Source organism: Pseudomonas sp. NFACC05-1 (genome assembly GCF_900100135.1).
In the GTDB taxonomy this organism is placed as follows: domain Bacteria; phylum Pseudomonadota; class Gammaproteobacteria; order Pseudomonadales; family Pseudomonadaceae; genus Aquipseudomonas; species Aquipseudomonas fluorescens_Q.
Window position 1 is genome coordinate 47,084 of sequence record NZ_FMTR01000020.1, and the last position, 21,244, is coordinate 68,327.

The following is a 21,244-nucleotide window of genomic DNA, read 5'->3' on the forward strand; positions in this document are numbered from 1 at the left end:
CTTATGAGTCGAATCAGAACATGACCAGGCAACAGCAAGTGGTGATTGTCGGCGGCGGAGTCATTGGCCTGCTGACGGCGTTCAATCTGGCGTCCGAAGGGCAGCGTGTGGTGTTGCTGGACCGTTCCAGTCTCGGCCAGGAGTCGTCCTGGGCCGGCGGCGGTATCGTGTCGCCGTTGTATCCCTGGCGCTATAGCCCAGCAGTCACGGCGCTGGCCCATTGGTCACAGGATTTTTATCCACAGCTGGGCGAGCGTTTATTCGCGGCGACCGGGATTGATCCGCAAGTGCATGTCACCGGTCTGTATTGGCTGGACCTGGACGATCAGGATGAGGCGCTGGCCTGGGCTGAGCGGGAAGGGCGCCCGCTGCGAGCTGTGGATATCTCCGCTGTTCATGATGCCGTGCCGGTACTGGGTCCTGGTTTTTCCCGGGCGATCTACATGGCCGATGTGGCCAACGTGCGTAATCCTCGCTTGGTGAAATCCCTCAAGGCGGCCTTGCTGGCGCTGCCCAACGTCGAGGTTCATGAGCACTGTGAGGTCAGTGGGTTCATTCGCGAGGGGGCGACTGTTATCGGGGTGGACAGTTCGGCGGGCCCGATACGTGGCGACCAGGTGGTGCTGGCTGCAGGTGCCTGGAGCGGTGAGTTGCTCAAGACGCTGGGGCTGAAGTTGCCGGTCGAGCCGGTCAAGGGCCAGATGATTTTGTACAAGTGTGCGTCGGATTTTCTGTCGAGCATGGTGTTGGCCAAGGGACGTTATGCGATTCCCCGTCGCGATGGGCATATCCTGGTTGGCAGTACGCTGGAGCGTGAGGGCTTCGACAAGACGCCGACCGATGCTGCCCTGGACAGCCTGAAGGCTTCGGCGCAGCAGTTGATTCCGGCGCTGGCGGGGGCTGAGGTGGTTGGGCATTGGGCTGGGCTGCGGCCAGGGTCGCCGGAGGGCATTCCCTATATCGGCGAAGTGCCGGGGGTTGCGGGGCTGTGGTTGAATTGTGGGCATTATCGCAATGGGTTGGTGTTGGCGCCGGCTTCGTGTCGGTTGTTTACGGACCTGATGTTGGGGCGGGAGGCGGTGATTGATCCTGCGCCTTATGCGCCGGCGGGGCGGTTGTAAGGTTCGGCTTTGGCTTGGGGATTTTGTTGGCCGAGTACATATCCATTCCTGCGGTAACGGCCACTTAGGGTTCCGCCCTTACGGCGTCTCACTTTTGAAAAGCGCAAAAGTAAGCAAAACGCTTTAGCCCCACCACTCGGTGCCTCGCTAGGGCTCGGCATGCCCGAACGTAGGCATTGCTCCGTGGGCCGCCGCGAAGGGCCATCCATGGCCCAGCGCGGCTACCTCGGCATCCATGCCGAGGTGCCCACTGCGCAATACCTACGTTCGGCCATCGTGGTTAATGGGGCGCCGAGATCAACGTCCACCGCGAGGCGGCCTTATAGCCGACCTGTCTCTTTTGTCGTACTCCGTCCCAATTGTGGGGTCGAGCTTCTTGCTCGCGAAGAGGCCGGTACATACGACATCCTGTTGACTGTGGTCGCACCTTCATAGCCTCAGCCTGTTCGCGATAGCGGTAATTCCGTCACATAGCGGTTGGATTTACTGCAGTCATCGCGAGCAAACGCAACATCCTCATCGACAGTGGCGTCGCCTTCGCGAGCAAGCCCGCTCCCACAGGAGCAACGCGGTCCCACCCCAACCAGGCCGGCTATCAGGCCGCCTCGCGGTGGACGTTGATCTCGGCGCCCCGTTAAACCACGATGGCCGAACGTAGGTATTGCGCAGTGGGCAACCCGGCATGGATGCCGGGTTAGCCGCGCTGGGCCATGGATGGCCCTTCGCGGCGGCCCACGGAGCAATGCCGGAGTGAGGGCACACCGAGCCTAGGCGAGGTGCCGAGTGGTGGGGCAGAAGCGCTTTGGTTACTTTCGCGCTTTTCGAAAGTGACCCGCCGTCAGGGCGGAACCCTAAGTAGCCGTTACCGCAGAAATGGATATACACACTCCCGATGCCCTGACAGCCGACCAGAATTTGTGGGAATGGTCGGACAACCCTCAAATTTAAGCAGACTTTTCCGACGATCTCTGGCGGTTGCCGAGTGGGAAGGGCTCTAGCTAACCTTCTCCCGTCGCTGCCAATTCAGCGATCGGGCGTCGCGGCCCGAAAACTTGGTAGTCCATTCCCCCTTTGGAGTACCGCAATGTGTAACAAACCTCCATCACCTTCAGAAACCAATAACGCTTCTCCCAATTCCAGCCTCAACCCCAAAAAGCTCGACGAAGCCGCCAAGCGCGCCCTCGACTATTACCTAGCCCCAAAGCCTGAAGCCAAAAAGAAACCACCCTCAAACCAGCTATTCACCGTCGTGGAAGGCATCGACGTCGAATGCCTCCTCGCCAACCTCAGCGAAACCCTGGCCTCAGCCAGCGCAACAATCAGCGACCTGGCCTTCGAACTCGACGGCTCGCGACGGCATGTTGCATTGGGCGTGCAACAGCTGATCGAGTTGAGTGAGCTGCTAGCCAATCGTGTGCTGGACGAGCAGGTGCCGGTGCCGAAGGGCTAGAAAAGCTGCCAAGGCGAACACAGCACCTGTGGTGAGGGGATTTATCCCCGTTGGGCTGCGAAGCAGCCCCAAAAAGCAGCTACTCAAACAACCTGATACACCGAGGTGCCAGGTTCGGGGCTGCTGCGCAGCCCAGCGGGGATAAATCCCCTCGCCACACAGTTCGGTGTAGATCCTGCCATTCGGTGCAGACCCAGCCATTGGTTGAGCTGAGCCGGCCACATGCTCAATCCAACCCCAATTTCTTCAACCGATAGCGCATCGACCGAAACGACAACTTCAACCGCTGCGCCGCCGCCGTGCGGTTCCAGCGGGTTTCCTCCAGGGCCTGGAGGATCAGCTTGCGTTCGACGTCTTCCAGGTAGTCTTCCAGGTTATCGACCTGCATCAAGTCGGGGTTGCCCGGTTCTGCGCTGCCATTACCCTCGGCCAAACGCAGGTCATCCGCTTCGATCTGCTGCTGTTCGCAAAGGGTGTAGGCCCGTTCGAGCATGTTCTCCAGTTCACGCACGTTGCCCGGGAAACGGTAACTCCTGAGAGCGTCCAACGCCTGGGGATGCAACTTGACCGGTGGACTGCCTGTGTTGGCTGCCAGGCGCAGAAGCATGTGATTGGCCAGCAGCTCGATGTCTTCGCGGCGTTCACGCAATGGCGGGACGCGCAGTTCGATGACGTTCAGCCGGTAATACAAATCCTGGCGAAAGCGCCCGGCGGCCACTTCGCCGTCCAGATCCTTGTGGGTCGCGCAGAGGATGCGCACGTCCACCACTTCTTCCTGCTGGCCGCCAACAGCGCGCACGGCCTTTTCCTGGATCGCCCGCAACAGTTTGACCTGCATCGCCAAGGGCAGGTCGGCCACTTCATCGAGGAACAAGGTCCCGCCATGGGCGGCCTGGAACAAACCTGGCTTGTCCTCGATGGCGCCGCTGAAGCTGCCTTTTCGATGGCCGAAAAACTCACTTTCCATCAGCTCCGTGGGAATTGCCCCACAGTTGACCGGTACAAAGGGCAGGTTGGCACGGGGGCCTTGTTCGTGGATCAGCCGGGCGACCAGTTCCTTGCCGCAGCCCGATTCCCCGCTGATGTACACCGGTGCCTGGCTGCGGGCGAGTTTTTCGATCTGCTTGCGCACGCTGAGCATGGGGGGCGAGTCGCCCAGCAGGCTGCGCTCGAGGGTGGTGCCAGGCGTGGCGACCGGCGGCAGGCGCAGGGCACTGGTGACCAGTTCCCGCAGCCGACCCAGGTCTACCGGTTTGGTCAGGAAGTCGAAGGCGCCGGCCTTGAGGGCGTCGATGGCGGTTTCCAGGCTGCCGTAGGCGGTGATCATTGCCACGGGGAGCTGGGGGTAACGCTGCTGGATGTGTTGCACCAGTTCCAGGCCGGTGCCGTCGGGCAGGCGCATGTCGGTCAGGCACAGGTCGAAGGCCTCGCCGGCCAGCAGGTTCTGGGCTTCGGCGAGGTTCTTGGCGCTGCGGGTGTCGAGTTTCATCCGGCCCAGGGTGATGTCCAGGAGTTCGCGGATGTCCGGTTCGTCATCGACGATCAGGATTCGTTGCCGTGAGCGTGTATTCAAATCTGTTTCCGTCCGTGAGCAAAGGTGATGCGAAAGCAACCGCCGCCTTGGCGTGGTTTGAAGTCTAGGCGGGCCTGGTTGCTTTCGCACAGCTCACGGGACAGATAGAGCCCAAGGCCGGTGCCCTGGCTGCTGGTGGTGAAGAAGGGTTCGAACAAATGTGCCTGTTGCTCTGGCGTCACACCAGGGCCGTTGTCGATGATGTCCAGGGTGGATAACTGGCTGTGTGGGTCGATGAACAGTTTCAGCCAGGCCTCGGCCTGTTCGTGGGCCATGGCGCTGTGGCGCCAGGCGTTGCGCAGCAGGTTGTCGAGTACCTGGGTCAACTGGTCGGGGTCCATCAGCGTGGTGTAGTCACCCGGGTCGATGCTCAGGTGCAAGTGCTGGTGCTCGGCCATGCTTTCACGGGCCTGCCGGACGAACTGGTCGAGCCAGGTCCGCAGGTCGAGGCGTTGGGGGGTGGTTTGCTGGCGACGAGACAGCTGCAGGACGTTTTCAATGACGCGGTTCATTCGTTGGGAGTGATCTTGAATAATCTGCGTCAGACGCCGATCCGCGTTGTTCAGTTCCTCGGATTCGCGCAGTAATTGCGCTGCGTGGCTGATGGCGCCCAAGGGGTTGCGGATTTCATGGGCGATGCCAGCAGTGAGGCGCCCGAGGGAAGCGAGTTTCAGTTGCTGGGCCTGCTGCGCAACCTGGGCCAGGTCCTCAAGGAATACCAGCAACTGCTGCTGATCGTAATGCCCCAAGGCGATGAAGCTCGGTTGCAGGGTCAGGCCTGTGCCGGTCACGGTCAGGCTGGGGGGACGCAGGCTGGGGTTGTTCAGCCACAATTGCAGGCGTTCGACCAGGGCGGTGCAATAGTCATCGATTCGCTGGCCGACCAGGTCGTGTATGCCCAGCAGGTTCAAGGCGCTTTCGTTGGCCAATTGCACGCGCCGCTCGCGGTCGAGCACCAGGATACCTGTGCGCATGCGTTGCAGGATCAGTGCGTTGAGCGCTTCGAGGCCGATCACCTCGCTGGCTCGTTGCTCGGCCAGGGTTTCACTGGCTTCCAGTCGCCGGGTCAGGCCCTGTACCAGCAGGGCGGCGGCAAAACACAGCGCCCCGAGGGTGCCGGCTTGCAGATAACTGCTGGGACGGTTTGAATCGCTCAGGCCGAGGAAAAAAGTCGACCCGACGATACCGATCGTGGCGACAGCGGCGATCAACAGGCCGACCCGGCTTCGCAACAGCGTATTGCCGATGGCTACCGAGACAATGAGCAGGTTGCCGATGGCACTGGGCACACCGCCCGCGGCGAAGAACAGCCACGAAAGCAGCAGAACGTCGGTGAGGGCCAGGCCGAACAGCCGGGCGGGGCGGCGAATGTTCTCAAGGAACACCACCAGCAGGATGTTCAGCACCAGGTACAACCAGCTGCCGTTGCGCAGCAGGTCGTCGTTGGCGAACTCCAGCAGGCGGTTGTCCAGCTTGCTGGAGATCAGCAGCACCAGGGTGATGCCGATGCTCAGGCGATACAGGTGATAGAGACGCAGCAGGCGCTGCGCCTGTTTTTCGCGTGGGCTTGAGGCCTCAGCGATCACGAGTGCCCGGGCCTTGCTCGAGATGAGCCTGGCTGCAATACCATTGTTGTTCGAGGGCCAGGGCCCGGTCACGGGGCAGATGTACGCCGCAATGGGCGCAACGAACCATGGGGGGTGCGTCCTGCTCCCGGGGAGCGTTCGGCGCGGATGAGGTGCTCTTGAACTTGCGCCAGAACCATACCGCGGCGGCAATCAGGGCGATCCAGAACAGTAAACGAAGCATGATGGGCGGCTTTTTGGCTAGAGATCAGGCAGTTTAGCCAAGGACAGGAACGGCGCACAGCGCAATAAAACCCAGGCATAAAAAAGGGAGACCCGCGGGTCTCCCTTTTTGCTGAGGCCTTGGCCTCAGTCGAACATACCGAAGGTCATGTAGCTGAACCAGGAGCGATCGGTGGATTCGCTCTCAGGCTCTTCTTCTTCGATCACGTCGCCATTTTCGTCCTTGGGCTTGAGCTCGTTTGGAATGGCTTCCTTGGCGTCCTGGAACTGACGCTGCACGTCCTGGTTGGCGCGGGTTTCGCCCGGCGGCAGAGGTGGACGGGACTCGATCAGGCCCAGGGTCGCCTTGCTCAGCCACGAACGGTTGTCCGCTTCGTCGACCCGTGGGGTGAACTGGCCATCGACCAGGGATGGGTGATCCGGGTAGTTCAGCTTGAGGGTTTCCAGGCTGGTGGCCGCCAGGTCGTCCAGGTGCAGGCGCTGGTAGGCTTCGGTCATCACGGCCAGGCCGTCACCCACCGAAGGGGTTTCCTGGAAGTTTTCCACTACGTAGCGGCCACGGTTGGCGGCGGCAACGTAGGCCTGACGCGTCAGGTAGTAGTCGGCCACGTGGATTTCGTAGGAGGCCAGCAGGTTGCGCAGGTAGATCATGCGCTGCTTGGCGTCCGGCGAGTAGCGGCTGTTGGGGAAGCGGCTGGTCAGTTGGGCGAACTCATTGTAGGAGTCGCGCGCGGCGCCCGGGTCACGCTTGGTCATGTCCAGCGGCAGGAAGCGCGCCAGCAGGCCGACGTCCTGGTCGAAGGAGGTCAGGCCCTTGAGGTAATAGGCGTAATCGACATTCGGGTGCTGCGGGTGCAGGCGAATGAAACGCTCGGCGGCGGACTTGGCTGCTTCCGGCTCGGCGTTCTTGTAGTTGGCGTAGATCAGCTCCAGCTGGGCCTGATCGGCGTAGCGACCGAACGGATACCGCGACTCCAGCGCCTTCAGCTTGGCAGTGGCGCTGGTATAGCTGTTGTTGTCCAGGTCGTTCTGCGCCTGTTGGTACAGTTCGACTTCGCTCAGGTTTTCGTCTACGACTTCCTTCGACGAGCAAGCAGCAGTCAATGCGAGGATGGCGATCAGCAGCAGGTGTTTCACTTGCATGGCGGCTTGCGTCCCTATGACGGCCGCTGTCTTGGGCGGGGCCGTCCTGTTATGATGAGCGCCCCGTTGAAAGCCTCGGGGCAAAAGACGCCGTATTTAACCACAAGCGCGCAGCCGAAACCAAAGGCTGTGCCGACGCCCAGTCCGAGCATGTCCGATAAAATAGAACTTCGCGCAGAGGTGCCGTCCGAATTGGGCGGCCAACGCCTCGATCAAGTCGCCGCACAACTCTTTGCCGAGCACTCTCGCTCGCGCCTTTCCGCCTGGATCAAGGACGGCCGCCTGACTGTGGATGGGGCGGTGATCCGCCCGCGCGACATCGTCCACGGCGGTGCCATTCTCGAGCTGACTGCCGAACAGGAGGCCCAGGGAGAATGGGTCGCCCAGGACATCGCCCTGGACATCGTCTATGAAGACGAAGACATCCTGGTGATCAACAAGCCTGCGGGCCTGGTGGTGCACCCGGCGGCTGGGCATGCTGATGGCACCTTGCTCAATGCCTTGCTGCACCACGTACCGGACATTATCAATGTGCCACGTGCTGGCATCGTCCATCGCCTGGACAAGGACACCACCGGTCTGATGGTGGTGGCCAAGACCATCCAGGCGCAGACACAGCTGGTCACACAGCTGCAAAGCCGCAGCGTCAGTCGCATCTATGAATGCATCGTGATCGGGGTCGTCACCGCCGGTGGCAAGATCAACGCCCCTATCGGTCGTCACGGCCAGCAGCGCCAACGCATGGCGGTGATGGAGGGCGGCAAGCAGGCGGTCAGCCATTATCGCGTGCTCGAGCGTTTCCGCTCCCACACCCATGTGCGGGTCAAGCTGGAAACCGGCCGGACCCACCAGATCCGTGTGCACATGGCCCACATCAACTTCCCGTTGGTGGGCGACCCGGCCTACGGCGGTCGTTTCCGCATTCCGCCGGCTGCCAGCCAGACCATGGTCGAATCGCTGAAGAATTTCCCGCGGCAGGCGTTGCATGCACGTTTCCTGGAGCTGGATCATCCGACGACCGGCAAGCGCATGAGCTGGGAGTCGCCGTTGCCGGATGACTTCGTCTGGCTGCTGACATTGCTCAAGCAGGACCGCGAGGCGTTCATCGGATGAGTGACTGGCTGATACCCGACTGGCCCGCGCCGGCCCGGGTCAAGGCCTGCATCACGACCCGTGAGGGTGGCGTCAGCCTGGCGCCGTTCGACAGCCTCAACCTGGGCGATCATGTGGGCGACGATCCTGCGGCCGTCGCCGAAAACCGTCGTCGCCTCACCGATCAATTCGCCATCACCCCGGCCTGGCTACAGCAGGTCCACGGCATTGCCGTGGTCGAGGCTGATCCGGCCCAGGTGGCGACCGCCGATGCCAGTTGGACCGACACGCCCGGTATCGCCTGCACCGCGATGACGGCGGACTGCCTGCCTGTGCTGTTCTGCAACCGTGCCGGCACCCGCGTCGCGGCGGCCCATGCCGGCTGGCGCGGGCTGGCGAACGGCGTGCTGGAAGCCACCCTCGACAGCCTTGCCGTGCCCGCGGATGAAATCCTCGCCTGGCTCGGCCCGGCCATCGGCCCGCAAGCGTTTGAAGTCGGGCCGGAAGTCCGTGAAGCCTTCATCGCGCAACTGCCCCAGGCAGCCCAAGCCTTTGCCGCGAGCCCAAACGCCGGCAAGTTCCTCGCCGATATCTACGCGTTGGCACGGCTGCGCCTGGCCGCACATGGTGTCACGGCCGTCTACGGTGGCGGTCTCTGCACCGTGACCGACCCCCGTTTCTTTTCCTACCGCCGCAACCCGCGCACCGGTCGCTTCGCTTCGCTGATCTGGATCGAACGCTAGACTTCTCTGATCTGTATCAAGGGCGCCCGGCTTGAATCTTCCAGAATCGACCACATCTATAACGGTATCTGGCAGGTTTCTTCATTCAGGATGTTTCCACGGTCCGGCCTGCTCATTAGGAAGGTGACCCATGCGTATTGATCGTTTAACCAGCAAATTACAGTTGGCCCTGTCCGATGCCCAGTCCCTGGCCGTCGGTCTGGACCATCCCGGTATCGAACCGGCGCATTTGATGCAGGCCATGCTTGAACAGCAGGGCGGCTCCATCAAGCCCCTGCTGATGCAGGTCGGCTTTGACGTCAACAGTCTGCGCAAAGAACTGGCCAAGGAACTCGACCAGTTACCCAAGATCCAGAATCCCACCGGTGACGTGAACATGTCCCAGGACCTGGCGCGGCTGCTCAACCAGGCCGATCGCCTGGCCCAGCAGAAGGGCGACCAGTTCATTTCCAGCGAGCTGGTGCTGCTCGCCGCCATGGACGAGAACAGCAAGCTTGGCAAATTGTTGCTCGGCCAAGGGGTGAGCAAGAAAGCGCTGGAAAATGCTATCAACAACCTGCGTGGCGGCGAAGCAGTCAACGACGCCAACCACGAGGAGTCGCGCCAGGCGCTGGACAAATACACCGTCGACCTGACCAAGCGTGCCGAGGAAGGCAAGCTCGACCCGGTGATCGGCCGCGACGATGAAATCCGCCGTACGATCCAGGTGCTGCAACGCCGCACCAAGAACAACCCGGTGCTGATCGGCGAGCCAGGTGTGGGTAAAACCGCCATTGCCGAGGGCTTGGCCCAGCGCATCATCAACGGCGAAGTGCCGGACGGCCTCAAGGGTAAGCGCCTGTTGTCCCTGGACATGGGCGCCTTGATCGCCGGTGCCAAGTACCGTGGCGAGTTCGAAGAACGGCTCAAGGCTTTGCTCAATGAACTGTCCAAGCAGGAAGGGCAGATCATCCTGTTCATCGACGAACTGCACACCATGGTCGGTGCGGGTAAAGGCGAAGGCTCGATGGATGCCGGCAACATGCTCAAGCCTGCGTTGGCCCGTGGCGAGTTGCACTGCGTCGGCGCGACCACGCTCAACGAGTACCGCCAATATATAGAGAAGGATGCGGCGCTGGAGCGGCGCTTCCAGAAAGTGCTGGTGGAGGAGCCGAGCGAGGAAGACACCATTGCCATCCTGCGCGGCCTCAAAGAACGCTACGAAGTTCACCACAAGGTGGCGATCACCGATGGCGCGATTATCGCGGCGGCCAAGCTCAGCCACCGCTACATCACCGACCGCCAGTTGCCGGACAAGGCCATCGACCTGATCGACGAGGCCGCCAGCCGCATCCGCATGGAAATCGACTCCAAGCCCGAAGTGCTGGATCGGTTGGAGCGCCGCCTGATTCAGCTCAAGGTCGAATCCCAGGCCCTGAAGAAAGAAAGCGACGAAGCGGCGAAGAAGCGTCTGGAAAGGTTGCAGGAAGAGATCGTTCGTCACGAGCGTGAGTATTCCGACCTCGAGGAAATCTGGAACTCGGAGAAAGCCGAAGTCCAGGGTTCAGCGCAGATCCAGCAGAAGATCGAACAGTCCCGCCAGGAGCTGGAAGCGGCCCGTCGTAAAGGCGACCTCAACCGCATGGCCGAGCTGCAGTACGGAGTGATCCCGGACCTGGAGCGCAGCCTGCAAATGGTCGACCAGCATGGCAAGAGCGAAAACCAGTTGCTGCGCAGCAAGGTCACCGAGGAAGAGATTGCCGAAGTGGTCTCCAAATGGACCGGCATTCCGGTGTCGAAAATGCTCGAAGGCGAGCGCGACAAGCTGCTGAAGATGGAAAGCCTGCTGCATCAGCGTGTGATCGGCCAGGAAGAGGCAGTCGTGGCAGTGTCCAATGCCGTACGCCGCTCCCGTGCCGGGCTGTCGGACCCTAACCGTCCGAGCGGCTCGTTCATGTTCCTCGGCCCTACGGGGGTCGGTAAAACCGAACTGTGCAAGGCGCTGGCCGAGTTCCTCTTCGACACCGAAGAGGCCATGGTGCGCATCGACATGTCCGAGTTCATGGAGAAACACTCCGTGGCGCGGCTGATCGGTGCGCCCCCGGGTTATGTCGGTTATGAAGAGGGCGGTTACCTGACCGAGGCAGTGCGTCGCAAGCCGTACTCGGTGATCCTGCTCGATGAGGTCGAGAAGGCGCATCCGGATGTGTTCAACATCCTGCTGCAAGTGCTGGAGGATGGTCGCCTGACTGACAGCCACGGGCGCACGGTGGACTTCCGCAACACGGTGATCGTGATGACCTCCAACCTGGGCTCGACGCAGATCCAGGAACTGGTGGGCGACCGCGAAGCGCAGCGTGCGGCGGTGATGGACGCGATTTCCACCCACTTCCGGCCGGAGTTCATCAACCGCGTCGACGAAGTGGTGATCTTCGAGCCATTGGCCCGTGATCAGATTGCCGGCATTACCGAGATCCAGTTGGGTCGCCTGCGCAGTCGTCTCACAGAGCGTGAGCTGAAACTGCAATTGAGCGACGAGGCATTGGACAAGCTGATTGCGGTGGGTTACGACCCGGTCTATGGCGCACGGCCGCTGAAGCGGGCGATCCAGCGCTGGATCGAAAACCCGCTGGCGCAGTTGATCCTGTCGGGTCGCTTCATGCCGGGTGAGACTGTGACCGGTACAGTGGAGAACGACGAAATCGTCTTCAACTGAGGCGATTGTCTGGGCTTTTGTGGCGAGGGAGCCTGCTCCCGCTGGGTCGCGTAGCGGCCCCTCAAAAAGCGAGGAGTGCTTCGCGCTCCAGCGGGAGCAGGCTCCCTCGCCATGGCCGGTGTTCTTTTCCTGATTTATGGGGGGGCTCGCTTCCAAGCGCCATTTTTTTCATCAGGCCGTTGAACTCAAAGGAAAAGGCTTGTAAAGTGCGCCCCGCAGTCAGTCACCCCAAGGGTTACTTCTCGCTGAGAAGGAATCCAAAATAAGTTGCAAATCATTGTCTTGAAAGCAATTTAAGGGGTTGACAGAGGTTTTGAAGATTGTAGAATAGCGCGCCTCAGACACACGAACGCAGCGATGCGTAAGGGTAGAAGAGGTTGAAGCTAGCTTCAACGTTGTAACTTGAAATATCAGTTCCGTGATAGCTCAGTCGGTAGAGCAAATGACTGTTAATCATTGGGTCCCAGGTTCGAGTCCTGGTCACGGAGCCATTTCAATCGGGGTATAGCGCAGTCCGGTAGCGCGCCTGCTTTGGGAGCAGGATGTCAGGAGTTCGAATCCCCTTACCCCGACCATTTTTGGGTCGTTAGCTCAGTTGGTAGAGCAGTTGGCTTTTAACCAATTGGTCGTAGGTTCGAATCCCACACGACCCACCATTTTTGAAACCAGTTCGCTGGAATCGAATCTTAAGATCAGAGGCCAAAAGCGCTGATCGAGAAGGCGACTTGCGAAGGTCGCCTTTTTTTTACCGGGGTATAGCGCAGTCCGGTAGCGCGCCTGCTTTGGGAGCAGGATGTCAGGAGTTCGAATCCCCTTACCCCGACCATATTGAAAATCCTCGTATCGAAAGATACGGGGATTTTTTTTTTGCGTGCGATAAAGCGGATTTGACTTAAGACATCGTACAACCTGCCGATAACCCGCCGACAGGGGCCTTGCCCCACTTCAGGCCAATAATAAAAAAGGCATTCCCTATGGTTCTTCGTCAGCTGAATATCGCCCCTCGTGCCGCGTTGGGTTTTGCCTTGATCGCCGTGCTGGTGGCATTGCTCGGGGTGTTCGCGCTGGGACAGATGTCGAGTATCCGTGACAGTGAAGTCGCGGTAGAGACCCAGTGGCTGCCGAGCATTCGCGGTGGTGATGAGATCCGCGAGTGGATGTTGCGCATCCGCACCATTTCCCTGCGCATGGCCCTGGACCAGGACCCGAAGAATATTGCGGTGTATCGCGGACAGATGGATACGCGCGACAAGGAGCTGAGCGAAAAAATCGCGGCCTACGAAAAGCTCGTCGTGACGCCTGAAGGCAAGGCGCTTTATGACCAGTTCAAGCAAACCTTCGCCGCTTATCGTACGGGTATCGCCCAATCCTTCACCCTGGCAGAGCAAGGGCGTCGGGACGAGCTGATCAAGCTGCTGCTGGTGGACATGAAGACCGTGGTGGACGGTTCCGGCAAACAGCTCAACGACCTGGCGGAGCTGTTCTCCAAGCAAGTGTCCATCGAGAGTCAGAAGTCCCAGGAGCACTACGCCAATTCCCGCATGATCGTCAGCCTGTTCGTTGTGCTCGCCGCCCTGGCCACGGTGGCCCTGGCCATGCTGCTCACGCGCAGCATCGTCAAACCCTTGGGTGAGGCGCTCAATGCTGCGGAGAACGTCGCCCGGGGTGACCTGACCCGGCCAATCGAGACCCATGGCAACGACGAAGTGAGTCGCTTGCTCAAGGCGTTGGCGGCCATGCAGCAGAATCTGCGTGAGACGTTGCAGGGCATCAGCGGTTCGGCCGCGCAACTGGCCACCGCAGCCGATGAACTGAACGCCGTCACGCTCGACAGCACCCAAAGCCTGCAACAACAGAACAACGAAATTGAACAGGCTGCCACGGCCGTCACCGAAATGACCACCGCCGTGGAAGAAGTCGCGCGCAATGCGGTTTCCACTTCCGATGCCACGCGTCAGTCCAGTGAGTCGGCGTCCCTTGGGCAACAGCGAGTCAGCGACACGGTCGACGCCATCGGCGCCCTCGCCAGCGACGTGCAAGTGACTGGCGGCCTGGTGCAATCCCTGGCCAACCAATCGCAGGATATCGGCAAGGTGCTGGACGTGATCCGCGCCATCGCCGAGCAGACCAATCTGCTGGCCCTCAACGCGGCCATTGAAGCGGCCCGGGCGGGTGAGAGTGGACGTGGGTTTGCAGTGGTGGCCGATGAGGTGCGGGCGCTGGCTTATCGCACGCAGCAATCGACCCAGGAAATCGAGCAAATGGTCCAAGGCATGCGCAGCGGCGCCACCCAGGCACTCGACTCCATGCAAGCCAGCTCCAGTCGCGCCGCCAGTACCCTGGCCATGGCGGAGCGGGCGGGGGACGCGTTGCAGACCATCACGGCGTCGGTCAATGAAATCCATGAACGCAACCTGGTGATTGCCAGCGCCGCCGAAGAGCAGGCACAAGTGGCCCGCGAGGTGGATCGCAACCTGGTGAACATTCGTGATTTGTCGGTGCGTTCGGCTTCCGGCGCGGACCAGACCAGTGCGTCCAGCCATGAGTTGTCGCAACTGGCCAATTCGTTGCGCACGATGGTGCAGCGATTTCAGGTTTGATTATTGAAGGGACATTGAAGGGATGATCGCTCCCACGCAGAGCGCGGGAGCGATCATCTGTAAGGTCTCAGTGCAGTTTTAGCCGTGGCTCAGTCCCGCGCCCGATCTTGCTGCCCAGCATCAGCATGGCCGTGCGGAACATGCCGTACAGTGCCATCTGGTGCATGCGGTAGAGCGAAACGTAGAACATCCGCGCCAGCCAGCCTTCGAGCATCACGCTGCCGGTCAGGTTGCCCATCAGGTTGCCCACTGCCGAGAACCGCGACAACGAGATCAGCGAGCCGTAGTCGGTGTATTTGTATTCGGGCAGGGCCTTGCCCTCGATCCTCAGCTTCAAGGACTTGGCCAGCAGCGAGGCCTGCTGATGCGCGGCCTGGGCACGGGGTGGGACGTTGCGCTCGCTGCCGGGTTGCGGGCAGGCGGCGCAGTCGCCGAAGGCAAAGATGTTCTCGTCGCGGCTGGTCTGCAACGTAGGCAGCACTTGCAGCTGATTGATCCGGTTGGTCTCCAGCCCGTCGATGTCCTTGAGGAAGTCCGGGGCGCGAATCCCGGCGGCCCAGACTTTCAGGCTCGCGTCGATCACTTTGCCATCTGCCGTAATCAGGCTGTCGGCGGTCACTTGGCTGACGGCGGCGTTGGTCATGACGTTGACGCCGAGTTTCTCCAGGGTCTTGTGCACCGGTCCGCCGATACGTTCCGGCAGGGCTGGCAAGACGCGTGGGCCCGCTTCGATCAGAGTGATGTGCATGTTTTCCGGTTTGATCCGGTCCAGGCCGTAGGCGTGCAGTTCGTGGGCGGCATTATGCAGCTCGGCCGCCAGTTCGACCCCGGTCGCACCGGCTCCGACAATGGCGACGCTGATGCGCTCGACGATATCGGTTTGCCCGGCGTGGGCGCGCAGATAGTGATGAAGCAGTTGCTGATGGAAGCGCTCGGCCTGTTTGCGGGTGTCGAGGAACAGGCAATGCTGCGCTGCGCCTTCGGTGCCGAAGTCATTGGTGGTGCTGCCGACGGCAATCACCAGCGTGTCGTAGCCCAGTTCCCGGGCCGGCAATAGCTCGACGCCCGCCTCATCGTAGGTGGCGGCCAGTTGGATTCTCTTGCGCTCGCGATCCAGGCCACTCATGCGCCCGAGCTGGAACTCGAAGTGGTTCCATTTTGCCTGGGCGACATAGTTGAGTTCGTCTTCGGAGGAGTTCAAGGAGCCTGCGGCCACTTCGTGCAGCAGCGGTTTCCAGATGTGGGTCAGGTTCGCGTCGACCAGCATCACACTGGCCGTGCCGCGCTTGCCCAGAGTCTTACCCAGACGGGTAGCCAACTCCAGACCGCCGGCGCCGCCGCCAACGATGACAATACGATGAGTCATGGGGATATCTCGCAAGGCTAAAGGAAATCGGTGCCGTTACCCGAGCGAGCGGCAGTGTGACTGGGCGGCTCATAGCGTCAGGTAACTGATCAGTCGGCTCAACAGGCCCAGGCCGATGGTCACGGCCAGTACTACCACCAGGAGCATCCACGGCCGGAAAGGCCGGCGCTCGACTCGGTGCTGGGACAGTTGCAGGTACTCTTCGACATGCTTCTGGTCTTCTGGGTTCAGGCGGCTGGTCATAAAGGCCTCGTCAGGTAGACGTTGCGGAATGTGAAGACGTTACAGCGTCCGGCTAGCCAGCATTGAAAGCAGCGTAGCCGCTCGCCGGAACGGGTTCGACGATCAGGCTGTCGTCCAGGCGAATGATTCCACTTTTTAACACCCGGGCGGTGATTCCGCCATGGCCGCGTACGGCCTGGAATGTACCTTCGCCGAGGTTTCGCTCCAATCGGGCACAAGGCTGGCACCAGCCGGTGGTTTCAAAAATGGCTTGGCCAACGCGAAAGCGCCGGCCCTTGAGGCTGAACAGATTGATGCCGCTGACCACAATATTGCGTCGCAGCTCCTGTGGCAGCACGGGCCGGTCCTCGGGACGGCCCATCAGCGAGCCGATCACGGCCAGGTGCTCCCATTGGATCAGCGTCACTTGCCGCGCATTGCGCACGCCGGGGCGAGCGTGATCGCCGGTCAGCCCAGCCTCCAGGCGGGCCTCCACGGCATCCAGTTCGATCATGGGCGCGTGGCCCTGAGGTCGTACGCCAATCCAGCGTACGCGGCCCTGCTGGGGCACAGCGGCAATCAATTCCTGCAGTGGGCTCACAGGCTGATCCCGACATCGAACACAATGCTGCGACCCAGGTTGCTGCGCAGGAAGTCCGGCGCGTCGGGGTGTGCGAACAGCACCCGGGCAAACGTCGGCCCCACCAGTGACAGCGAGCGCCAGCCCTGGCGCAGGTATTCGGTCGGCGGTGGGAAGTGACTGTTGAGGTCCAGCACTTCGCGCTTGAGGCTGGCGAAGGCGATGATGTCCAGGTCCCCCAGGTCCATGCCGCGCTCGGTGTAGTTGTGAGCTTTCTTGCGCAGGGTCGGGGCCAGCCGCATCAGGAACTCATTGGCCGGAATCCGCCGTGGCTTGGCCTCGCGACGTACCAGCTGGCTCAGGGAGAAGGCACTGCGGCGGCGTTGCAGTTCATCGCGCCATTCGTCATTGAGGCGTCGACCTTCGTCGAGCACGAAAAACACTTCGAAATTGGCATCGCGAAACAACACGTCCGGCGGCTCGCCGGCCGGCGCGAACTCGTCGGCGCGATAAGGTACGTTCAGCCCTTGGAGCAGACGCTGGCACACCCAACGCTCACGCTCCCATTTGCGGGCATTGGAGAGAAAGGCGTTGGCTTGCTCGGCCGCGATGGTCAGCAGGCGTAAGTAATCGGAGTCATCCATGAGCCCAAGCTTAGCGTTCAATTGCGACAAGCTGAAAGCGTTGCGTGGATTAATGGGCGTTGTGGGCGGGGTGTAGACTGCTGGTTTGAAAAAAACGTGGCGAGGGAGCTTGCTCCCGTTGGGCTGCGAAGCAGACTCGAAGCATTTGCGAGCGCTTCGCGCTCGAGCGGGAGCAAGCTCCCTCGCCACAACAGCCTGTTTGAGGCAAGGGCAAGCGAAAGGAGTAGTCCCATGATCGGTGCCGAACTGCTCTCCCCGCAGACGCTGGCGGGCGGCTGGCTGATTTTTCTGCCTGCCTTGGCTTGGGCGGTGTTTCGGGCACCGTGGGTCGAGTTGTTCACCGACAGCCGTCGCCAGCATCTGCTGTTCGGCACAGTGCTGGCGTTGTTCATGCTGTGGCTGGTGCGCCGGGATTTCGATACGGGTGTCTCGTATCATTTCATCGGCATGACTGCAGTGACGCTATTGCTGGACTGGCCATTGGCGATCCTCGGTGGCCTGTGCGCGCAGCTCGCGCTGGTGTTGCTGGGCCGCCAGGACATGGCAGCGGTAGGGGTCAACGGTGCGCTGCTGATCCTTTTGCCGGTGCTGGTCACCGAGTGCTGCGCGATCCTGGTGGAGCGCGCCCAGCCGCGCAATCTGTTTGTGTATATCTTCTGTTCGGGGTTTCTCGCGGCCGCGCTTTCGGCGCTGGCGTGCCTGCTGCTGGGGCTTGGCCTGCTGTGGTACGACGGAATATTCGCCATGCCTTACTGGCTGGAAGATTTTGTCGGCTACCTCTGGTTGATCATTTTTCCCGAGGCCTTTATCAACGGTATGGTGATCAGCGCATTGGTGGTGTTCAGTCCCGAATGGCTGGAGACCTTCAACCGCACGCGTTACCTGTCGGCTCCGTGGAACGATGAGGACAAGCCTTGATTCACGTCAAGGCTGTACCACCACACGCCATTCATGCTTTGGAAAATTTCCAGGAGCACAACCATGAGTGTTTATGAGTGGGCCAGACAAGAGATCAGGCGTAGCCACGATGCCGCAATGGAGATCGGTTTTGACCCAGGCTTGAGCCTGCGCGCCTTGCTCAGTGCGATCGTGCAACAGAGCAAGACAGTGCGCAGCCCTGAAGACCTGGCCGATGAGTTGAGTTTCCTGGCGGAAAACCTCGACGATGAACAGGACTACGGTTTCATGCGGCCTTAATGGCGAATGCCGTACACCCAAGAAAACGACGACTCTGTGGCGAGGGGATAAATCCCCTCGCCACAATGACTCAGATTTTTCCTGAGTGAGCGACACTGTCTTAATGCCGGGGCTCGAAGTCTTCGCTGAACAGCTCGTCCTCGGCGTCGGGGCTGACCGGAATCTTGTGTTCTTCCGAGGCCCAGGCGCCGAGGTCGATCAGTTTGCAGCGGTCAGAGCAGAACGGCCGGAATTTGCTCTCCGGGGTCCATTCCACAGGGGCGCCACAGGTTGGGCAATCAACGGTTGGGGTCTGGCTCATGATTGGCCTCCACGCAAAGTAAGGTAAAAGTGATGCAGGCGCTCGACCTCGCTGTGCAGCCAGGCGAGGTCGCGATCATTGACCACCACGTCGTCGGCATGGCTCAGGCGATCCTGGCGGCTGGACTGGGCCTTGAGAATCGCCTGGACCTGCTGTTGGCTGGTCTGGTCGCGCTGCAACGTACGTTCAATCTGCAATTGTTCCGGCGCATCGATCACCAGGATCCGCTGGGTCATGGCGTACTGCCCCGACTCGATCAGCAGCGGCGATACCAGGATCGCATAGGGCGATTGTGCCTGGGCCAGATGATGGGCGATTTCCTCGGCGATCAGCGGATGCAGCAGCGCCTCGAGCCAGCGGCGCTCATCGGCATTCTCGAAGATCAGCTTGCGCAGCGCCGCCCGGTCCAGGGCGCCGTCGGCCTGCAATACGCCGGGACCGAAGTGTTCGGCGATTTTCGCCAGCGCCGGGCGTCCGGGTTCGACCACCCAGCGCGCCGCATGATCGGCGTCGATGACGTGCACGCCCAGGTCGATGAAATGCTGCGCCGCCGCGCTCTTGCCGCTGCCGATGCCACCGGTCAGGCCGAGAATCCAGGGCTTTTTCACTGAGGTATTCATTAAAAACCGACAGACTGCCAATAGAAGTCGGTTATTTGACCACCCCAGAGCAAGGCAATCCAGCCGGCAATGGCCAGATAAGGTCCAAAGGGAATCTGCGTCGACTCGGGAGCATCACGCAAGCGCAGCACAATCACCCCGACAATGGCGCCCACCAGCGACGACAGCAGCAGTGTCAGCGGCAGGATCTGCCAGCCACCCCAGGCGCCGAGCATCGCCAGCAGCTTGAAATCCCCGTAGCCCATGCCTTCCTTGCCGGTGACCAGCTTGAACACCCAGAACAGTGACCACAGCGCCAGATAGCCGGCCACCGCGCCCCACATCGCCTGGTTCAAGGGCACGAAGAGTCCGAAGCTGTTGATGATCAAGCCCAGCCACAACAGTGGCAGCACCAGGGAATCGGGCAGCAATTGATGCTCGGCGTCGATCAGACTCATGCCCAGCAGGCCCCAGGTCAAGACCATCACCATCACGGCGTGCCAGCCAAAGCCGAAATGCCAGGCGACGAACGCCGATAACGCGCCGCAAGCCAGTTCGGTCAGGGGGTAACGCTTGCCAATGGGCGCGGCGCAGCTCGAACAGCGGCCGCGCAGCATCAGGTAGCTGAGCAGCGGAATGTTTTCCCAGGCGCGGATACGATGGCCGCAGTGCGGGCACTGGGAGTGGGGCAGCATCAGATTGTAGACCGGGCCCGGGGTTTCGGCCGGCAGGCCCAGCAGGTCGTGAGCCTGCAGGCGCCATTCGCGGTTGAGCATCTTCGGCAGGCGCCACACCAGCACGTTGAGGAAGCTGCCGATGATCAGGCCGAGCAGTGCTGCAACGAGCACGAAAGCCAGGGGATACAGCACGAAGAATTCGCTCAGGGGCATGTCAGATCGCAGAGCCGAGTTGAAAGATGGGCAGGTACATGGCAACCACCAGGCCACCGACGACCACCCCCAGGACCACCATGATGAAGGGTTCCATCAGGCTGGTGAGGTTGTCCACCAAATTGTCCACCTCGGCCTCATAAAAGCTCGCCACCTTGTCGAGCATGTCGTCCAGCGCACCGGATTCCTCGCCGATGGCGGTCATCTGGACCGCCAGGTTCGGAAAGATCCCTGAGGCACGCATGGAAAAATTCAACTGCATGCCGGTCGAGACCTCCTGCTTGATGCGCTGCACGGCATGTTTGAACACCACGTTGCCGGTGGCGCCAGACACCGAGTCCAGGGCCTCCACCAGCGGCACGCCGGCGGCGAAGGTGGTGGAAAGCGTGCGGGCGTAGCGGGCCACGGCGGATTTGTACAGCAAGGTGCCTATCAGCGGCAGCTTGAGCAGCCATTTGTCGCGCCAGTCGCGAAAGCGCTCCGAACGCCTGAGCGCGTACTTCACGCCAAAAAACGCCCCCATCAACCCGCCCAGCATTACCCACCACCATTGCTGCATGATTTCCGACAGGCCGATGACCATCACCGTGAAGGCTGGCAGTTGCGCGCCGAACCCGGAGAATACCGACTCGAATTGCGGCACGACCTTGACCAGGAGGATCCCCGTGACCACTGCGGCAACGAGGACCACGGCCGCCGGGTAGGTCATGGCTTTCTTGATCTTGGCCTTGAGCGCTTCGCTCTTTTCCTTGTAGGTCGCGACCCGGTCCAGCAGGGTGTCCAGGGCACCGGCCTGTTCGCCGGCATCCACCAGGTTGCAGTACAGCTCGTCGAAATATTGTGGGCACTTGCGCAGCGCCGCGGCGAAGCTGTTGCCGGCGGCGACTTCCTGCTTCACCTCGTCCACCAGCTTGCGCATGCTGGGGTTGTCGAAGCCTTCGCCAATGATGTCGAACGCCTGCAGCAGTGGCACGCCAGCCTTGAGCATCGTGGCCATCTGGCGGGTGAAGAGGGCGATATCCAGTGGCTTGATACGCTTGCCTTTGCTGAATATCGAAGTGGATTTCTTGCGCACCTTCTGCGGGTTGATGCCTTGTTTGCGCAGCTGTGCCTTGACCAGCGCCGGGCTCTGGCCCGTCAGCTCGCCACTCATTTTTGTGCCTTTGCGGTCCTTGCCTTCCCAAGTGTAAACATCGGTTTTGACTGCCTTGACCGCCATG

The 21,244-nt window shown here is 61.1% G+C and carries 20 protein-coding genes, 4 tRNA genes and 1 pseudogene; 13 read left to right on the forward strand and 12 right to left on the reverse strand.

Annotation, left to right across the window (positions count from 1 at the left end; genetic code table 11):
• The first annotated feature begins 20 nt into the window (after nt 1-20).
• Both thiO and BLO97_RS23420 read left to right on the forward strand, forming a co-directional pair.
• The gene (thiO, locus tag BLO97_RS23415; RefSeq protein WP_092348413.1) at nt 21-1,121 is read left to right on the forward strand and encodes a glycine oxidase ThiO; all 1,101 of its coding nucleotides are present in this window, start codon (nt 21-23) and stop codon (nt 1,119-1,121) included.
• 1,084 nt (nt 1,122-2,205) lie between these two features.
• Nucleotides 2,206-2,571, forward strand: a complete 366-nt coding sequence (locus BLO97_RS23420; RefSeq protein ID WP_092225289.1) for a DUF6124 family protein — start codon at nt 2,206-2,208, stop codon at nt 2,569-2,571.
• Nucleotides 2,572-2,797: 226 nt separating this feature from the next.
• Here BLO97_RS23420 and BLO97_RS23425 read toward each other — a convergent pair whose 3' ends face one another.
• From BLO97_RS23425 to BLO97_RS23440, 4 genes are all read right to left on the reverse strand, one after another.
• Entirely contained in the window at nt 2,798-4,144 is a 1,347-nt protein-coding gene (locus BLO97_RS23425; RefSeq protein WP_092150400.1) for a sigma-54-dependent transcriptional regulator, read from the reverse strand.
• Complete coding sequence (locus tag BLO97_RS23430) at nt 4,141-5,730, reverse strand: two-component system sensor histidine kinase NtrB (RefSeq protein ID WP_063324318.1); 1,590 nt, start codon at nt 5,728-5,730, stop codon at nt 4,141-4,143. The genes BLO97_RS23425 and BLO97_RS23430 overlap by 4 nt, the downstream gene beginning before the upstream one ends.
• Complete coding sequence (locus BLO97_RS23435) at nt 5,720-5,953, reverse strand: PP0621 family protein (RefSeq protein WP_063324319.1); 234 nt, start codon at nt 5,951-5,953, stop codon at nt 5,720-5,722. The genes BLO97_RS23430 and BLO97_RS23435 overlap by 11 nt, the downstream gene beginning before the upstream one ends.
• Before the next feature lie 125 nt (nt 5,954-6,078).
• Nucleotides 6,079-7,095, reverse strand: coding sequence for an outer membrane protein assembly factor BamD (locus BLO97_RS23440; protein WP_092150403.1), 1,017 nt, complete (start codon nt 7,093-7,095; stop codon nt 6,079-6,081).
• 150 nt (nt 7,096-7,245) lie between these two features.
• Between BLO97_RS23440 and rluD the strand changes: the two genes are divergently transcribed.
• The 9 genes and pseudogenes from rluD to BLO97_RS32415 all read left to right on the forward strand — a co-directional run bounded on the left by rluD (nt 7,246) and on the right by BLO97_RS32415 (nt 14,225).
• Nucleotides 7,246-8,208: a 23S rRNA pseudouridine(1911/1915/1917) synthase RluD gene (gene rluD / locus BLO97_RS23445; RefSeq protein ID WP_063324322.1), complete on the forward strand. Its 963-nt coding sequence runs from the start codon at nt 7,246-7,248 to the stop codon at nt 8,206-8,208.
• Nucleotides 8,205-8,930, forward strand: a complete 726-nt coding sequence (gene pgeF, locus BLO97_RS23450) for a peptidoglycan editing factor PgeF (RefSeq protein ID WP_092348416.1) — start codon at nt 8,205-8,207, stop codon at nt 8,928-8,930. The genes rluD and pgeF overlap by 4 nt, the downstream gene beginning before the upstream one ends.
• Before the next feature lie 130 nt (nt 8,931-9,060).
• The gene (gene clpB, locus BLO97_RS23455) at nt 9,061-11,625 is read left to right on the forward strand and encodes an ATP-dependent chaperone ClpB (protein WP_053125348.1); all 2,565 of its coding nucleotides are present in this window, start codon (nt 9,061-9,063) and stop codon (nt 11,623-11,625) included.
• 415 nt (nt 11,626-12,040) lie between these two features.
• A tRNA-Asn gene (locus BLO97_RS23460) sits at nt 12,041-12,116 on the forward strand.
• Nucleotides 12,117-12,123: 7 nt separating this feature from the next.
• A tRNA-Pro gene (locus BLO97_RS23465) sits at nt 12,124-12,200 on the forward strand.
• Nucleotides 12,201-12,205: 5 nt separating this feature from the next.
• Nucleotides 12,206-12,281: transfer RNA gene (locus BLO97_RS23470), tRNA-Lys, on the forward strand.
• 93 nt (nt 12,282-12,374) lie between these two features.
• A tRNA-Pro gene (locus BLO97_RS23475) sits at nt 12,375-12,451 on the forward strand.
• 148 nt (nt 12,452-12,599) lie between these two features.
• A pseudogene (locus BLO97_RS32410) lies at nt 12,600-13,370 on the forward strand (MCP four helix bundle domain-containing protein); the annotation flags it as partial.
• On the forward strand, nt 13,362-14,225 hold the full coding sequence (locus tag BLO97_RS32415) for a methyl-accepting chemotaxis protein (RefSeq protein WP_371856982.1): 864 nt from the start codon (nt 13,362-13,364) through the stop codon (nt 14,223-14,225). The pseudogene BLO97_RS32410 and the gene BLO97_RS32415, both read left to right, overlap by 9 nt.
• A 67-nt stretch (nt 14,226-14,292) precedes the next feature.
• On the opposite strand, the gene BLO97_RS23485 is transcribed toward BLO97_RS32415, so the two are convergent.
• The 4 genes from BLO97_RS23485 to BLO97_RS23500 all read right to left on the reverse strand — a co-directional run bounded on the left by BLO97_RS23485 (nt 14,293) and on the right by BLO97_RS23500 (nt 17,037).
• A complete protein-coding gene (locus tag BLO97_RS23485; RefSeq protein WP_063324325.1) occupies nt 14,293-15,591 on the reverse strand; it encodes an NAD(P)/FAD-dependent oxidoreductase in 1,299 nt (432 codons plus the stop codon).
• Nucleotides 15,592-15,660: 69 nt separating this feature from the next.
• Entirely contained in the window at nt 15,661-15,834 is a 174-nt protein-coding gene (locus BLO97_RS23490; protein WP_003205686.1) for a DUF3094 domain-containing protein, read from the reverse strand.
• A 52-nt stretch (nt 15,835-15,886) separates the two neighbouring features.
• On the reverse strand, nt 15,887-16,414 hold the full coding sequence (locus tag BLO97_RS23495) for an MOSC domain-containing protein (protein WP_092150415.1): 528 nt from the start codon (nt 16,412-16,414) through the stop codon (nt 15,887-15,889).
• Nucleotides 16,411-17,037, reverse strand: coding sequence for a DUF1780 domain-containing protein (locus tag BLO97_RS23500; protein WP_003205682.1), 627 nt, complete (start codon nt 17,035-17,037; stop codon nt 16,411-16,413). The genes BLO97_RS23495 and BLO97_RS23500 overlap by 4 nt, the downstream gene beginning before the upstream one ends.
• 231 nt (nt 17,038-17,268) lie before the next feature.
• Between BLO97_RS23500 and BLO97_RS23505 the strand changes: the two genes are divergently transcribed.
• Both BLO97_RS23505 and BLO97_RS23510 read left to right on the forward strand, forming a co-directional pair.
• A complete protein-coding gene (locus BLO97_RS23505; RefSeq protein ID WP_092348418.1) occupies nt 17,269-17,955 on the forward strand; it encodes an energy-coupling factor ABC transporter permease in 687 nt (228 codons plus the stop codon).
• A 63-nt stretch (nt 17,956-18,018) separates the two neighbouring features.
• The gene (locus BLO97_RS23510; protein WP_013694234.1) at nt 18,019-18,234 is read left to right on the forward strand and encodes a hypothetical protein; all 216 of its coding nucleotides are present in this window, start codon (nt 18,019-18,021) and stop codon (nt 18,232-18,234) included.
• Nucleotides 18,235-18,334: 100 nt separating this feature from the next.
• Here BLO97_RS23510 and yacG read toward each other — a convergent pair whose 3' ends face one another.
• From yacG to BLO97_RS23530, 4 genes are read right to left on the reverse strand one after another with little or no spacing between them, the layout of a single operon-like run.
• A complete protein-coding gene (yacG, locus tag BLO97_RS23515; protein ID WP_072346097.1) occupies nt 18,335-18,535 on the reverse strand; it encodes a DNA gyrase inhibitor YacG in 201 nt (66 codons plus the stop codon).
• A complete protein-coding gene (gene coaE, locus BLO97_RS23520) occupies nt 18,532-19,155 on the reverse strand; it encodes a dephospho-CoA kinase (RefSeq protein ID WP_092225299.1) in 624 nt (207 codons plus the stop codon). The genes yacG and coaE overlap by 4 nt, the downstream gene beginning before the upstream one ends.
• Entirely contained in the window at nt 19,155-20,024 is an 870-nt protein-coding gene (locus BLO97_RS23525) for a prepilin peptidase (protein ID WP_092225301.1), read from the reverse strand. Before BLO97_RS23525 ends, coaE begins: the two co-directional genes overlap by 1 nt.
• A 1-nt stretch (nt 20,025) precedes the next feature.
• Nucleotides 20,026-21,243 carry a type II secretion system F family protein gene (locus tag BLO97_RS23530; RefSeq protein ID WP_063324331.1) on the reverse strand — a complete coding sequence of 406 codons (1,218 nt, stop codon included), beginning with the start codon at nt 21,241-21,243 and terminating at the stop codon, nt 20,026-20,028.
• Nucleotide 21,244 lies beyond the last annotated feature (1 nt).

Excerpts from the sequence above, each read along its gene's own strand:
- BLO97_RS23420 (WP_092225289.1), top strand. The coding sequence starts at position 2,206 with ATGTGTAACAAACCTCCATCACCTTCAGAAACCAATAACGCTTCTCCC.
- BLO97_RS23530 (WP_063324331.1), bottom strand. The coding sequence starts at position 21,243 with ATGGCGGTCAAGGCAGTCAAAACCGATGTTTACACTTGGGAAGGCAAG.
- BLO97_RS32415 (WP_371856982.1), top strand. The coding sequence starts at position 13,362 with ATGCAGCAGAATCTGCGTGAGACGTTGCAGGGCATCAGCGGTTCGGCC.
- BLO97_RS23505 (WP_092348418.1), top strand. The coding sequence starts at position 17,269 with ATGATCGGTGCCGAACTGCTCTCCCCGCAGACGCTGGCGGGCGGCTGG.
- pgeF (WP_092348416.1), top strand. The coding sequence starts at position 8,205 with ATGAGTGACTGGCTGATACCCGACTGGCCCGCGCCGGCCCGGGTCAAG.
- BLO97_RS23525 (WP_092225301.1), bottom strand. The coding sequence starts at position 20,024 with ATGCCCCTGAGCGAATTCTTCGTGCTGTATCCCCTGGCTTTCGTGCTC.
- BLO97_RS23510 (WP_013694234.1), top strand. The coding sequence starts at position 18,019 with ATGAGTGTTTATGAGTGGGCCAGACAAGAGATCAGGCGTAGCCACGAT.
- BLO97_RS23435 (WP_063324319.1), bottom strand. The coding sequence starts at position 5,953 with ATGCTTCGTTTACTGTTCTGGATCGCCCTGATTGCCGCCGCGGTATGG.
- rluD (WP_063324322.1), top strand. The coding sequence starts at position 7,246 with ATGTCCGATAAAATAGAACTTCGCGCAGAGGTGCCGTCCGAATTGGGC.
- clpB (WP_053125348.1), top strand. The coding sequence starts at position 9,061 with ATGCGTATTGATCGTTTAACCAGCAAATTACAGTTGGCCCTGTCCGAT.
- coaE (WP_092225299.1), bottom strand. The coding sequence starts at position 19,155 with ATGAATACCTCAGTGAAAAAGCCCTGGATTCTCGGCCTGACCGGTGGC.
- thiO (WP_092348413.1), top strand. The coding sequence starts at position 21 with ATGACCAGGCAACAGCAAGTGGTGATTGTCGGCGGCGGAGTCATTGGC.
- yacG (WP_072346097.1), bottom strand. The coding sequence starts at position 18,535 with ATGAGCCAGACCCCAACCGTTGATTGCCCAACCTGTGGCGCCCCTGTG.
- BLO97_RS23500 (WP_003205682.1), bottom strand. The coding sequence starts at position 17,037 with ATGGATGACTCCGATTACTTACGCCTGCTGACCATCGCGGCCGAGCAA.
- BLO97_RS23490 (WP_003205686.1), bottom strand. The coding sequence starts at position 15,834 with ATGACCAGCCGCCTGAACCCAGAAGACCAGAAGCATGTCGAAGAGTAC.
- BLO97_RS23485 (WP_063324325.1), bottom strand. The coding sequence starts at position 15,591 with ATGACTCATCGTATTGTCATCGTTGGCGGCGGCGCCGGCGGTCTGGAG.
- BLO97_RS23440 (WP_092150403.1), bottom strand. The coding sequence starts at position 7,095 with ATGCAAGTGAAACACCTGCTGCTGATCGCCATCCTCGCATTGACTGCT.